The 13,308-nt window shown below is 66.5% G+C and carries 11 protein-coding genes; all 11 read right to left on the minus strand.

The annotated features are described in order from the left end of the window. Positions 1 to 99: 99 nt before the first annotated feature. The 11 genes from JNC62_RS07660 to JNC62_RS07710 all read right to left on the minus strand — a co-directional run bounded on the left by JNC62_RS07660 (position 100) and on the right by JNC62_RS07710 (position 12,854). Positions 100 to 900 (minus strand): 3-ketoacyl-ACP reductase, encoded by an 801-nt coding sequence (locus tag JNC62_RS07660; RefSeq protein ID WP_374837507.1) that lies wholly within the window; start codon positions 898 to 900, stop codon positions 100 to 102. Then, positions 897 to 2,405 (minus strand): GMC oxidoreductase, encoded by a 1,509-nt coding sequence (locus JNC62_RS07665; protein WP_374837509.1) that lies wholly within the window; start codon positions 2,403 to 2,405, stop codon positions 897 to 899. Before JNC62_RS07665 ends, JNC62_RS07660 begins: the two co-directional genes overlap by 4 nt. Positions 2,406 to 2,414: 9 nt before the next feature. Further along, the gene (locus tag JNC62_RS07670; protein ID WP_374837510.1) at positions 2,415 to 3,530 is read right to left on the minus strand and encodes an ABC transporter ATP-binding protein; all 1,116 of its coding nucleotides are present in this window, start codon (positions 3,528 to 3,530) and stop codon (positions 2,415 to 2,417) included. A gap of 5 nt (positions 3,531 to 3,535) precedes the next feature. Beyond that, complete coding sequence (locus JNC62_RS07675) at positions 3,536 to 4,417, minus strand: carbohydrate ABC transporter permease (RefSeq protein WP_374837512.1); 882 nt, start codon at positions 4,415 to 4,417, stop codon at positions 3,536 to 3,538. After that, on the minus strand, positions 4,414 to 5,295 hold the full coding sequence (locus tag JNC62_RS07680) for a carbohydrate ABC transporter permease (RefSeq protein WP_374837514.1): 882 nt from the start codon (positions 5,293 to 5,295) through the stop codon (positions 4,414 to 4,416). The genes JNC62_RS07675 and JNC62_RS07680 overlap by 4 nt, the downstream gene beginning before the upstream one ends. Positions 5,296 to 5,504: 209 nt before the next feature. Beyond that, entirely contained in the window at positions 5,505 to 6,758 is a 1,254-nt protein-coding gene (locus JNC62_RS07685; RefSeq protein WP_374837516.1) for an ABC transporter substrate-binding protein, read from the minus strand. 152 nt (positions 6,759 to 6,910) lie between these two features. After that, positions 6,911 to 8,419, minus strand: coding sequence for an aldehyde dehydrogenase family protein (locus JNC62_RS07690; protein WP_374837518.1), 1,509 nt, complete (start codon positions 8,417 to 8,419; stop codon positions 6,911 to 6,913). After that, the gene (locus tag JNC62_RS07695) at positions 8,419 to 9,198 is read right to left on the minus strand and encodes an enoyl-CoA hydratase/isomerase family protein (RefSeq protein ID WP_374837520.1); all 780 of its coding nucleotides are present in this window, start codon (positions 9,196 to 9,198) and stop codon (positions 8,419 to 8,421) included. The genes JNC62_RS07690 and JNC62_RS07695 overlap by 1 nt, the downstream gene beginning before the upstream one ends. Then, on the minus strand, positions 9,191 to 10,804 hold the full coding sequence (locus JNC62_RS07700; protein WP_374837522.1) for an acyl CoA:acetate/3-ketoacid CoA transferase: 1,614 nt from the start codon (positions 10,802 to 10,804) through the stop codon (positions 9,191 to 9,193). The genes JNC62_RS07695 and JNC62_RS07700 overlap by 8 nt, the downstream gene beginning before the upstream one ends. 8 nt (positions 10,805 to 10,812) lie before the next feature. Further along, positions 10,813 to 11,814, minus strand: a complete 1,002-nt coding sequence (locus tag JNC62_RS07705) for a Gfo/Idh/MocA family protein (RefSeq protein WP_374837524.1) — start codon at positions 11,812 to 11,814, stop codon at positions 10,813 to 10,815. Then, the gene (locus tag JNC62_RS07710) at positions 11,811 to 12,854 is read right to left on the minus strand and encodes a LacI family DNA-binding transcriptional regulator (protein WP_374837526.1); all 1,044 of its coding nucleotides are present in this window, start codon (positions 12,852 to 12,854) and stop codon (positions 11,811 to 11,813) included. The genes JNC62_RS07705 and JNC62_RS07710 overlap by 4 nt, the downstream gene beginning before the upstream one ends. Positions 12,855 to 13,308 lie beyond the last annotated feature (454 nt).

Genomic DNA, 13,308 nt, shown 5'->3' on the forward strand with positions numbered 1-13,308 from the left:
ACCTTCTCCCCGCAAGCGGGGCGAAGGGATTTGCCGTGCCCTCTCGTCTCCCTCTCCCCGCTTGCGGGGAGAGGGCTGGGGTGAGGGGCCAACCCATGCTCACAGCCGCCCGATCGAAAGCCCGCCGTCCAGGTCGATGACCGAGCCGGTGGCGAAGGCGAAGCGGCCGGAGGCGAGGGCTGCGACGGCGGCGCCGATGTCGTCCGGCTCGCCCCAGCGCTTCATCGGCACCAACCCGCCTTCGATCAGTGCGTCGTATTTCGCCGAGACGCCTGCGGTCATGTCCGAGCGGATGATGCCGGGGCGGATCTCGAACACTGAAATTCCGGTCTCGGCGAGCCGCAGCGCGAGTCCCTGGCTGAAGGCCGCAAGCCCCGCCTTGGTCATGCAGTAGTCGAGCCGTTCCGGGGAACTCATCGTTGCCGAGACGGAGGTGATGTTGACGATGGCGCGCGGCCCGGCCGCGGGCGCGGGCAGCATGGCGCGCACCACCGCCTGGGTGAAGAAGACGGTGCCGCGCAGGTTGGTGGCAACGATCGTGTCGAAGTTTTCCGGCTCGAGATCGAGGAAGTCGCCGCGCGCCACCGAGGCGATGCCGGCATTGTTGACGAGGCAATCGATGCGGCCGAAGGCGCTCATGATCGCTTCGACCGTTGCCGTGTGGCCGGCAACATCGGCCAGGTCTGCCTTGAAGTAGACAGCCTTTGCGCCTGCCTGTCCCAGTTCGGCGAGCATCCGGTCGGTGCTGGCGTCCGCCTCGCCGATGCCGGTTATGGCAAGGTCGAAGCCCTCGGCGGCAAGCGCCTTCGCGATGCCCAAGCCGATGCCGCGGCGGCCACCGGTGACGATGGCGAGGGGGCGGGCGGCGTGGCGCCGTAGCGAGCGAAAGGACGCCGTCATGCCGCAAGCTCCCTTGTGCGGATGTGGTCGGCAACGCGCAGCGCCTGGGCGGCGACGGTCAGCGCCGGGTTGACGGCGGCCGAGGTCGGCAGGAACGAGGCGTCGACGACGAACAGGTTCGGGTGATCGAAAGAGCGGCAGTAGACGTCGAGTGGCGCCGTCGCCGGGTCGCTGCCAATGCGGATGGTGCCGCACTGGTGCGAGGGCGTGCGCTTGTCGAAGGCGCGCGACAGCACGATCGGGAAACCGGCCTTCTTCAGCACTGCCTTCAGCTTCGCCACCAGTTCGAGATGGGCGTCCCAGTTGGTGCGCGTCCATTTCAGCACGATCCGCTCACCGTCGACGGTGATGCGGCTTTCGGGATGCGGCAGGTCCTCGCTCATCGCGTAGAAGTCGATCGCATGCCGCGAGACGCGCTCAAGCAGCCATTCCGGCACCTTGGGCATGTTGGCCTTGAGGATCTTGCCGGAGACGCGGCCGAGCAACTGGACATTGCCGAGCGGCGGCCCGCCGGCGCCATCGGAAAGGTAGAAGTCATTGAAGCCGAAGGTCTTCTGGTAGACCGAGTCGTTGCGATAGCGCGGCGAGATCGCGATCACCGCGCTGGAATTGTGGTTCATGAAGTTGCGGCCGACCTGGTCGGAGGAATTGGCAAGCCCGCGCGGGAAGGCGTCGCTCGCCGAGCGCAGCAGCAGGGCGGCGGACTGCACCGCGCCGGCTGCAAGGATGACGAGCTTCGGCGAGACGCTGTGTTCTTCGCCGTCTCTCATGTAGCGCACCGTAGTGATCGTCCGACCGTGCGGGGCGGCGTAGAGGCGGGTGACGCGGCTGCCGGTCTGCAGCCGGACGTTCGGATGCTTCAGCGCCTCGGCAAGGGCGGTGCTCTCGGCATCCATCTTGCCGTCGTCGCAGTTGGGATGTGCGTCCCACGGCGTCTTCGCCTTCTTCAGCCAGCGCTCGATGTCGACGCCGAGCGGTAGGGCAGAGGGGTGCATGCCGGCGGCCTTGAGCCGCTTGCGCACCTTCGCGATTGCCGGCTCGTCGGGCACGGGCGGGAAGGGGTAGGGTGCGGAGTGCGCCGGCTCGGTCGGATCCTCGCCGAGGGTGCCGCGCACCTGGTAGAGCCGCTCGGCTCGGGTGTACCAGGGCTCCAGTTCCTCGTAAGCGAAGGGCCAGGCCGGCGAGATGCCGTCGCGGTGGCGCATCTCCAGGAAATCCTCGCGGCGATAGCGCACGAGCACTGCGCCGTAGAATTTCGAATTGCCGCCGACATTGTAGTAGTTGCCGGGGTTGAAACCCTCGCCGCCGGCCTCATACCAGGTCTCCTTCGGGCGGAAGTGGCCGCGCTGGAAGATCGCGCGCTGGTCGCGGTTCTCCGGCCGGTCCTCGATCCGCTCGCCGGCCTCCAGGATGAGGATGCCGGCGCCGGTCGGGGCGAGGCCGGCTGCGATCGTGGCGCCGCCGATGCCGGAGCCGATGATGACGATGTCGGGCTGCGTGGTCATGCTGTCGTCTCAGGCGATGCGGCGCTGGCTGTCCGGGTCGAAGAACACGGCCTTGTCGAGATTGAAGGCGAGCCGCGCTTTCTGCCCGGCGGAGATGCGGGCGTCGGCGCGAAGCCGGGCGACGATCTCCTTGCCGCCGAGGTGCGTCACCGCGAAGGTGTCGGCACCAGCGGGCTCGACCACCTCGATCAGGCAATCGCCCTGCGCGATCGTGCGGGCGTTGTGGTCGGCGCCCTCGGGATCGGTCAGCGCCTCGGGGCGGATGCCGAAGATCACCTCCCGGCCGCGATAGGCGCCGAGCCCCTGCGGGGCGTTGTCGATGACGAGCCGGAGCGGCTCGGCCTCGGGGCGGGCGAGCGACACGGCCAGCGCGCCGCCGTCGCCTTCGATGCGCGCCTTCAGGAGGTTCATCGCCGGCGAGCCCATGAAGTCGGCGACGAACATGTTGGCCGGGTTGTTGTAGATCTCGGCCGGCGTGCCGAACTGCTGCAGCACGCCGTCCTTCAGTACGGCAATCTTCGTCGCCAGCGTCATCGCCTCGATCTGGTCGTGCGTGACGTAGACGATCGTCGTCTTCATGCGCTGGTGCAGACGCTTGATCTCGGTGCGCATGTCGACGCGCAGCTTGGCGTCGAGGTTCGACAGCGGCTCGTCGAACAGGAACAGTTTGGGATCGCGCACCAGCGCCCGGCCCATGGCGACACGCTGGCGCTGGCCGCCGGAAAGCTGGCCCGGCTTGCGATCGAGCAGGTGGCCGATCTGCAGCATCTCGGCGACCTGCTTGATCGCCTTGTCGCGCTCAACCTTCGGCACGCCGCGGATCTCCATGCCAAACGCGATGTTCCCGGCGACCGTCATGTTCGGGTAGAGCGCGTAGGACTGGAACACCATCGCGATGTCGCGCTTGGAGGGGTGCAGGCCCGCCACCGAGCGGCCGTCGATGGCGATGTCGCCGGAGGTGATCGGCTCGAGCCCGGCGATGGTGTTGAGCAGCGTGGACTTGCCGCAGCCGGAGGGGCCGACCAGAACCAGGAAGCCCCCCTGCTCGATCTCGAGGTTGATGTCCTTCAGGATCTCCAGCGACCCGAAGGACTTGCGAAGGTTGCTGATCTTCAGAAACGACATTGCGGTCATCCTTTCACGGCGCCGGACATCAGGCCGCGGACGAAGTAGCGACCGGAGACGATGTAGACGATGAGGGTGGGAAGGGCTGCGAGGATCGCGCCGGCAAAATGGACGTTGTATTCCTTCACGCCCGTCGATGAGGAGACGAGGTTGTTCAGTGCCACCGTCATCGGCGTCGAGTAGGGGCCGGAGAAGGAGGCGCCGAACAGGAAGTCGTTCCAGATGTTGGTGAACTGCCAGATGACGGAGACGACGATGATCGGCCCGGATGACGGCAGCAGGATGCGGCGGAAGATCTGGAAGAAGCTCGCCCCGTCGATCTGGGCGGCGCGCACCAGTTCGGTCGGAAACGCCTCGTAGTAGTTGCGGAAATAGAGGGTCGTGAAGCCGATGCCGTAGATGACGTGCACCAGGATCAGCCCCCAGATCGTGCCGGCCAGGCCGAACAGGCCGAGCATGCGGGCCATCGGAATCAGCACGATCTGGAACGGGATGAAGCAGGACAGAAGCAACATGCCGAAGAAGACGTTCGAGCCGCGGAACTGCCATTTCGTCAGCACGTAGCCGTTCAGCGCGCCGACGATGGTGGAGATCGCCACCGCGGGCACCACCATCAGGATCGAGTTGATGAAGAAGGGGCGCAGGCCGGTCGGCTGCACGCCGATCTGGGCGGTCGACCAGGCCGACAGCCACGGCTCGATCGTCCAGGTCTGCGGCAGGTTCAGCATGCCGCCCTGGCGGATTTCTTCCAGCGGCTTCAGCGAATTGACCACCATCACGTAGAGCGGCAGCAGGTAATAGAAGGCAAAGACCAGCAGCGCGGCGTAGAGCAGCGCGCGCGTCAGGCGACCGTGGGTGATGACGTTTTCGGAGCTTGCAGCACTCATCGGCCTTTGCCTCCGCGGATTTCGGAATAGAGATAGGGAACGATGATCGAGAAGATCATGATCAGCATGATGATCGCCGACGAGGCGCCGATCGCCATCTGGTTGCGGGTGAAGGTGTAGGAATACATGAAGGTGGCCGGCAGTTCGGTCGCCTGTCCAGGGCCACCGCCGGTCAGGGCGATGATCAGGTCGTAGGCCTTGATCGCCAGGTGCGCGAGCACGACGAAGGCAGACAGGAAGACCGGGCGCATCAGCGGGATGATGATGCGGCGGTAGACGGTCGTCGTCGTGGCGCCATCGATCTGGGCGGCCTTGATGATCTCGTTGTCGACGCCCCGGAGCCCCGCCAGGAACATCGCCATGACGAAGCCCGACGACTGCCAGACGGCGGCGATGACGACGCAGTAGATCGCGTAGTTGCGGTCCTTGATCCAGTTGAAGGAGAAGCTCTCCCAGCCCCAGAGATGCATGGTGTTCTCAAGGCCGATGCCGGGGTCGAGGAACCATTTCCAGGCGGTGCCGGTGACGATGAAGGAGAGCGCCATTGGGTAGAGGTAGATCGGCCGCAGCACGCCTTCGATGCGTATGCGCTGGTCGAGCAGGATCGCCAGACCGAGCCCGAGCACGCTGCAGATGACGATGTAGAGCGAGGCGAAGATCGCCAGGTTGGAGATCGCCCGCCACCAGTGCGGCAACGACCAGAGCCGGACATAGTTCTGCAGGCCCACGAAATTGTAGGACGGCAGCATCTTGCTGTCTGTCAGCGATAGAACGCCCGTATAGGCGATGAAGCCGTAGACGAACACCAGGACTATGAGGAAGCTGGGGGCGAGCACGAGCTTCGGCAGAAGCTCCTGCAGCCGGGCGCGGCTATCCATGATCGTTACCACCGTTGAAAGGTTGTATTTGATTGGCCCCACCCTCCCCTTGAGGGGGAGGGTCGGACCGCAGGTCCGGGGTGGGGTGACATTTTCGGCGTCAGCGTTTGCCGCGGGGCACCCCACCCGCCGCTTCGCGGTCACCTCCCCCCTCAGGGGGAGGTGACGTCAGCACGGATACAAGGCAGTCCGGCCCTGTGAGTCGCCGCTTACTTCGCGCCCTCGACGGCTGCGACCAGTTCCTTGGTGGCTTCCTCGGAGGAGAGCTCGCCGTTGAACTGGCGCGTCACGACGTCGTAGATCGCATTCTTCACGGATGCCGGGTTGGCGTGGCCGTGCGCCATCGAGCCGTAGAGCGTGCCGCTGGCATTGGCTTCGGCCAGGTCCTTGATGCCCTTCTTGCCGCAATCGTCGAAGGCGGTGTCCGGCACGTCGGTGCGGGCCGGGACCGAACCCTTGACCACGTTGAAGGCCGACTGGAAGGTCGGGCTCTCGATGGCGGACGCCATGGCGAGCTGGGCGGGGACCTTGTCAGCCGAAACCTTGAACATCGCGAACTGGTCGGAGTTGAAGGTGACCGAGCCCTGGGTGCCGGGGAAGCGCATGCACACGAAGTCGGTACCTGGCTTCTTGCCGGCCTTCAGGAACTCGCCCTTGGCCCAGTCGCCCATGAACTGCAGGCCGGCCTTGTTTTCGATGACCATGGCCGAGGCCAGGTTCCAGTCGCGGCCGGAGAAGTTGTCGTCGACGTAGGAGCGAAGCTTCGTCATGCGGTCGAAGGCTTCCTTCATCTGGTCGCCGCCGAGCGCTTCGGAATCGAGGTCGATGAAGGCCTTCTTGTAGAAGTCGTTGCCGAGCGAGAGCACGACGGCGTCGAAGATCGTCGCATCCTGCCAGGGCTGGCCGCCATGGGCGATCGGGGTGATGCCCTGGGCCTTGAAGTTGTCGAGCAGCGCGATCAGTTCATCCCAGTTCTGCGGCTCCTTGCCGCCGGCCTTGTCGAGGGCGGCCTTGTTGATCCACACCCAGTTGGTGGAGTGGACGTTCACCGGTGCGGCGATCCAGTGGCCATCATATTTGGAAAACTGCTGCAGGGCGCCGGGGATGACCTTGTCCCAGCCCTCCTTGGCGGCGACCTCGTCGAGGTTGCCGAGCGCGCCTTCCTTGGCCCAGTCGAGGATGTCGAAGCCGAGCATCTGCACGGCCGTCGGCGCGTTGCCGGCTGTGACGCGGGCGCGCAGCACGGTCATGGCCTCGGTGCCGCCGCCGCCGGCGACCGGCATGTCGGTCCAGGTGATGCCCTTGGACTCGAGATCCTTCTTCAGCACGTCGAGCGCCGCAGCCTCGCCGCCGGACGTCCACCAGTGCAGGACTTCCACATTCTCCGCAGCGCGTGCGGCAACGCCGCCGCCCAGCGTCATCATCACCGCGGCAATCGCGGTCGTCGTTACAAACTTGCGCATCGTTTTCCTCCCGTTTGCAAGTTGCTCCCGCGGGCTTCTTGCTCCCGCGACCTCCAGCCTCCGCCGCTCTTGGCGGCATCGGCTCAATTTAGATGGGAGCGTTGTCGTTACGTCAAGCACCTCCCACAGGTATTTTAAATCGATTGAAGCTGCTACCTCGGCATCCACCAGTTCGTGCGGGCGCCGATGTGCATGTTGAGCGTCTTCGTCTCGGTGTAGTCCTCCACCGCGTGCCGTCCGAGCTCGCGCCCGAGGCCCGATTGCTTGTAGCCGCCGAAGGGCAGTTCGGAGGCGCCGTCCATGAAGGTGTTCATCCAGATCGTGCCGGCGCGCACCCGGCGGCCGATCGTCAGGCAGGTGTCGAAGTCGCGGCTCCAGACGCCGGCGGAAAGGCCGTAGTCGATGGAATTGGCGAGGCGGATCGCTTCCTCAGTCGTCTCGAAGGTCAGGACGGAGAGGACCGGCCCGAACACTTCCTCGCGCGCCACGGCCATCTCGGGCCTTACGCCGGAGAGGATCGTCGGCGCCATGAACTGGCCGAGGCCGAGATCGAGCGCTTCGCCGCCGAGGGCAACGCCAGCGCCGGCATCCTTAGCGCCGGACACGTAGCCGGCAATCTTTTCGAGGTGCTGCGGCGTGATGATCGCGCCGACCTGCGTGGTCGGGTCGAGCGGGTCGCCGACCTTGACCTTCTTCGACAGCTCGGCGATGCGGGCCGTCACCTCGTCGGCGATGTCGCGGTGCAGGATCAGCCGCGAGCCGGCGTTGCAGCATTCGCCGGCGTTGAAATAGGCGCCGAAGACGGCGGCGTCGACGAATTCGTCGAGGTTGGCGTCCGGGAAGACGATCTGCGGGTTCTTGCCGCCGAGCTCCAGCGACACCTTCTTCAGCGTCTGCGCGGCGTTCGCCATCGTCAGGCGGCCGACGCCGGTCGAGCCGGTGAAGGAGACCATGTCGACGTCCGGATGCGTCGCCATCACGCTGCCGACCTCGGGGCCGGTGCCGGTGACGATGTTGACGACGCCCGCGGGCACGCCGGCCGCGAGAAGGATCTCGCCGAGCACCAGCGTCGAGCCGGAGGTGAGTTCCGACGGCTTGACGACGGTCGTGCACCCGGCCGCGAGCGCAAAGGGCAGCTTCTGGCTGACGATCAGGAAGGGGAAGTTCCACGGCGTGATGATCGAGACGACGCCGATCGCCTCGCGTAGCACGACGCCGAGCGTGCCCTGTCCGAGCGTGTTGTAGCTCTCGCCGTGCAGGTCGCGGGCGAGCGCTGCGGCGTAGCGCCAGATGTCGACGGCACCGCCGAGCTCGGCCTTGGCCTGGCTGATCGGTTTGCCGGATTCGATGGCGTCGAGATAAGCGAGTTCATCGGCGCGCGCGGCGATCAGGTCGGCGGCCTTGAGCAGCATATTGGAGCGTTCCGCACCGGTCATGTTCGGCCAGCGACCGTCGTCGAAGGCGCGGCGGGCGGCGGCGATGGCGCGCTCGGCATCGCGCTTCGTGCCGGCCTGGTAACGGCTGACGACAACACCGTGGCCGGGGGCGACGCGCTCCAGCGTGCCGCCGCCTTCGGCCTCGACCCAGCTGCCGTCGACCAGCATGCGGAAGTCGCGCGCCATGTAGTCCGTAAGTGCCTTGGGCTGCACCGTGACAGTCATCACCATTCTCCCTTGAATTCGGCGGGGCGTTTTCCGGTGAAGGCGGCGACGCCTTCCTTCAGGTCCCCGGTCTTGGCCACGAGGATGGAGCCGAGGGCCTCCACCGCGCTGCCGTTGTCCTCGCCATTGGCGACGGCGATCATCAGTTTCGAGATTTCCGTCGCAGCCGGACCGCGCGCGGCGATGCGCGCCGCATAGTCCCTGGCCGCCTGCACCGAGGTTCCGGTCTCCACGACCTGATCGACGACGCCGAGCTTCTCAGCCTCGGCCGCCGTCAGCACTTCGCCGCCGAGCAGCATGCGCCGCACGGCCTGCGCGCCAAAGCGCTTCACCAGCCGTTGCGTCCCCGACCAGCCGGGCACCATCCCGAGCCCCGCTTCCGGCAGGCCGATCTTTACCTGGCTTTCGGCGATGCGGATGTCGGCGGCGGCGGCGAGCTCCAGCCCGCCGCCGAGCGCATGGCCGTTGACAGCGGCGACCAGCGGCATGCGCAGGCTCGCCAGCCGTTCGAAGACGCGATGGCCGAAGCGCACCCAGGCATGGCCGAATTCGTTCGGCTCCATGCCGGCCCAGGCCCGGATATCGCCGCCGGCGGAAAAGGCCTTGCCTTCGCCGGTGAGGATGGCGACGCGGACGGCGGCGTTCGCCTCGATCGCGTCGCAGGCGGCGGACAGCTCCTTCAGCATGTCGATGTCGAAGGCGTTCAGTTTTTCTGGCCGCGCCACGGTCAGGGTGGCGATCGGGCCGTCGATCTCGATGCGGATTCGCGGCTCAGACATTTCCGGCCCCCTCTAGCGTACGCTCGGGCTTGCTTGGCAGCTTCAGCCCCAGCGCTGCCTCGTGGAACAGTGCCGGGTCCATCGTCTTCAGTTCGTCGGAAACGATCAATGGGAACTCAGACTGGTCGAGTATGTGCGCCTTGAGGTCGACGCCGGGGGCGATCTCGGTCAGCACGATGCCCTTGGGCGTCAGCTTCATCACGCAGCGCTCGGTGACATAGGTGATGTCCTGGCCCTGCTCGATGGCGCGGCGGCCGGAGAAGGTGACGTGCTCGACCTCGTTGACCAGCTTCTTCAGCTTACCCTCCTTCTCGATGACGAGCTTGCCGCCCTCGACGGCGAGCTTGGCGCCGGCATTGAACATGCCGGAGAACACGATCTTCCTGGCGCGCGCGGTGATGTCGACGAAGCCGCCGGCGCCGGCCGTCACATGCGGGCGGAACGACAGCTTGGAGACGTTGACCGAACCGTCGCGGCCGATCTCGAGGAAGGACAGCAGCGAGGCATCGAAGCCGGCGCCCTGGAAATAGGTGAACTGGTAGGGCGAGGGCATGAAGGCGTCGGCGTTCGAGGCGCAGCCGAAGGCGAAATCCAAGAGCGGAACGCCACCGACCGCACCCTGTTCGATCACCCAGGTCACGGCGCCATGCAGCCCTTCTTCCAGCAGGATGCGCGGCACGTTGGCCGAGATGCCGAAGCCGAGATTGACGCAGCTTCCGGCCTCAAGCTCCTGCGCGACGCGGCGGGCGATCACCTTCTGGATGTTGAACTCAGGGACGCGGAACGTCTCGAGCGGACGGATGATCTCGCCGGAGATCGCCGGGTCGTAGAGGGTCTGGGTCGTCTGCTTCTGGTCGGGGTCGACGACGACGTAGTCGACCAGCATGCCGGGCACGCGCACGTCGTGGGGGCGCAGCGAGCCGGCCTTGGTGATGCGCTTGACCTGGGCGATGACGATGCCGCCGTTGTTGCGGGCGGCGAGCGCCTGGTCGAGGCCGCCGAGATAGGCGCCCTCGTGCTCATAGGTGAGGTTGCCGCGCTCGTCGGCGGTGGTGGCGCGGATGATCGCCACCTGCGGCCGGATCGCCGGGAAGTACAGCCACTCCTCGCCCTCGAACTCGACCTTCTTCACGACCGGTTCGGCGGCAGCCTTGTCGTTCATCGCGCAGCCTTGCCGGGCCGGATCGACGAAGGTGTCGAGGCCGACCTTGGTGAGGACGCCGGGACGCTTGGCGGCCGCCTCGCGATGCATGTCGAACAGGATGCCGGAGGGGATGTTGTAGGCAGGGATCTCGTTGCCGGTGATCATCTGCCAGATCAGCGGCGGCTCGGCGGAGGAGGGGCCGGAGGGATAGGAGCCGCCGATGATCTTCGCCAGCAGCCCCTTTTTGGCGATGTAATCGACACCCTTGATGCCGCTCATATCGCCGGCGGCGATCGGGTGCAGGGTGGTGATGTTCTTCGGGTGTCCCGTGGTCTCGAAGCGCTCGCCGATCGCCTTCAGCATCAGGTCCGGGCAGCCGAGTCCGGACGAGGACGAGACGGAGACGACGGCGCCATCGGGGATCAGGTTGGCCGCTTCGGCGGGAGAAATGTGCTTGCTCATCATACTGCTCAAAGTCCGGGTTCGATCGTAACTGCCTTGCCGGTCTGCGCCGCCTCGACGACCGCAAGGCCGGTCGCCAGCGACCAGATGCCGTCCTCGCCGGTGGCAGACGGCCTGCCCTTGCCGGCGATGGCCGCATGGAAGGCAGAAAGCGCCGTCTCGTAGAGATTGCGGTGGTCGAGCGGCAGGTCGTGCTCGCCCTCGGCATTGCGCAGCATCACGGTGCCGACCGCGCGCTGGGTCATGACGTTGCGGCCGATCAGCGAACCCTCGGTGCCGTGCACCTCCAGGCCCGTTTCGGCATATTTGGTGGTGAAGCCGTCATGGAACTGGGCAATCACGCCGGACCTGAAGCGCAGCACGCCCATCACCGCGTCCTCCAGCCCCGCCTTGCCCATGCCGCCCATCTGCGAAAGAGCGATCGCTTCGACCGGGTCGTCGCCGAGGATGAAGCGCAGCGTATCGGTGTCGTGCACGGTGATGTCCAGGATGACGCCGCCGCCGGCATCCGGCCGCTCCAGGCGCCAGCCCTGCAGGTGCGGCGGCAGGTAGACGGCATGGAAGACGCGGGCGGCCAGCGGCTTGCCGATCCGGCCCGCCGCGATCGCATCGCGCATGGCGCGGTGGGTGGCGGCGTTGCGCAGGTGGTGGTTCGTCGCCATGACGACGCCGGCGTCGCTCGCCGCCTTCACCATCGCCTGCGCATCGCTCAGCGAAGTCGCCAGCGGCTTTTCGCACAGGATGTGCTTGCCGGCGCGGGCGGCGGCGATCGCCTGGTCGCGGTGCAGCTCGTTGGTCGTGGAGATGTAGACGGCGTCGACCTGCGGATCGCCGACGAGATCGGCGGTGGTGGTGACGGATTTGCCGATGCCGTGGTCGGCGGCGTATTTTTGGCCGCGCTCGGCGCTGCTGCTCATGACCGAAACGATCTCGCCGCCGGTGGCGCGGATCGCATCGATCACCCATTCATGCGCGATCGTGCTCGCGCCGATCAGTCCCCACCGCGTCATACCGTATTCCTTCCCATGTCCTTCATCGCCGCGCCGCAGCTCTGGCGCACCGCCAGCCGCACCGGAGTTACCATCGCCTCGGCCTCCACCCGGCCGGAATTGATCTGCTTCAGAAGCATCTGCGCGGCGCGCCGGCCCATGCCCTGCGGATCGACCGAGACCGTCGTCAAAGCGGGCACCGCGGCTTGCGCCTCGATCACGCCATCGAAGCCGACCACGCCGAAATCCCGGCCGGGCTCGATCCCGCGGGCGCGCAGGCCGTCGCAGACGCCGAAGGCGACCGCATCGTTGAAGCACAGCGCCGCGGTCGGCGGCTCGGCGAGCAGCATGGCGCGCTCGACGGCCGCGACTCCGCCTGCGCGCGAGGGGGCCGAATTGACGATCAGCGCGTCGTCGGCGGCGATGCCCGCCTGCACAAGCGCGTCACGGTAACCCTGGACGCGTTCCCGGGCGACGGTGGTGTCGGAGAAGCCGCCGAGGAAGGCGATGCGGCGGTGGCCGAGCGAGAGCAGATGCTCCGTCGCCTCGCGCGCACCGGCATGATTGTCGGACAGCAGCGAGGACACCTTGGCGCCCGCAATGTTGCGTACGACGATGACGACCGGAATGCCCGCCGCCGTCAGCGGTCGGAAGTCGGCAGCCTCGGTGCCGCGGGCCGGCGAGATGATCAGGCCGGAGATGCCGTGCTCGTGCATCGAGGCGATCACCTCGCGCTGGCGGTCGAGACTCTCGCCGGTATTGGCGAGGAACTGCACGAAGCCCGCCGACTGCATGACCATGTCCATGCCGACGGCGAGTTCGGCGAAGAAGGAGTTGGTGAGGTCGTTGACGACGATGCCGACGATCTTCGACGACGCCGTCTGGCGCAGATTGGCGGCACTCCGGTTATAGACATAGCCGAGCTCTCGGATGGCGGCGTTGACCTTGGCGCGGGTCTGCTCGTTGACGAGCGGGCTCGCCTGCAGGACGAGCGAGACCGTTGACTTCGACACCCCGGCGGCGCGCGCAATGTCGATGACGGTCACCCGGCTCCTGGTCACGATTTCCTCCTCGCGGCGCTCTCCACCCGCTTTCGGTTGCAAGAATTATTGGATCGTTCCAAACGAGTCAAGGGGCGTTGATGGGGAATGCTGCGGCCGCGCCTATGATCGAGGTCATCGTCAACAAGGGTGGCGGGGATGATTGGGGCGGGCTGGCCAGCCGGCGTCGCTGGCGATCCTTGCCGCCTCCGTCCGCCGTGCCTGCTTTCGAGGCCGTCGGCTGCTGCGTGTCCTTGGCTTCAAGGGGCGCAAATGGTCGGGGTATGTCGTTACGGGATGCGGGAGTTGGCCGGTCGCGTGCGGAGCCGCAATGGGCGAGGGCCTGCGGCGCGGGCTGCGGAAGGCTGAGCGGTCAACGGAATTAGAGGGCGGTCGATCGGCCGCAAGGCCGAGGCGCGGAGTGTCTCGGCCGCGGCGATCGCCGTTGGAAAACCGGTCTTGAAATTTGGAACGA

The organism is Mycoplana ramosa (assembly GCF_041930185.1).
Classification (GTDB): Bacteria; Pseudomonadota; Alphaproteobacteria; order Rhizobiales; family Rhizobiaceae; genus Mycoplana; species Mycoplana ramosa.

Coding starts and splice junctions, on each gene's coding strand:
- JNC62_RS07660 (WP_374837507.1), bottom strand. CDS start 900: ATGACGGCGTCCTTTCGCTCGCTACGGCGCCACGCCGCCCGCCCCCTC.
- JNC62_RS07665 (WP_374837509.1), bottom strand. CDS start 2,405: ATGACCACGCAGCCCGACATCGTCATCATCGGCTCCGGCATCGGCGGC.
- JNC62_RS07670 (WP_374837510.1), bottom strand. CDS start 3,530: ATGTCGTTTCTGAAGATCAGCAACCTTCGCAAGTCCTTCGGGTCGCTG.
- JNC62_RS07675 (WP_374837512.1), bottom strand. CDS start 4,417: ATGAGTGCTGCAAGCTCCGAAAACGTCATCACCCACGGTCGCCTGACG.
- JNC62_RS07680 (WP_374837514.1), bottom strand. CDS start 5,295: ATGGATAGCCGCGCCCGGCTGCAGGAGCTTCTGCCGAAGCTCGTGCTC.
- JNC62_RS07685 (WP_374837516.1), bottom strand. CDS start 6,758: ATGCGCAAGTTTGTAACGACGACCGCGATTGCCGCGGTGATGATGACG.
- JNC62_RS07690 (WP_374837518.1), bottom strand. CDS start 8,419: ATGACTGTCACGGTGCAGCCCAAGGCACTTACGGACTACATGGCGCGC.
- JNC62_RS07695 (WP_374837520.1), bottom strand. CDS start 9,198: ATGTCTGAGCCGCGAATCCGCATCGAGATCGACGGCCCGATCGCCACC.
- JNC62_RS07700 (WP_374837522.1), bottom strand. CDS start 10,804: ATGAGCAAGCACATTTCTCCCGCCGAAGCGGCCAACCTGATCCCCGAT.
- JNC62_RS07705 (WP_374837524.1), bottom strand. CDS start 11,814: ATGACGCGGTGGGGACTGATCGGCGCGAGCACGATCGCGCATGAATGG.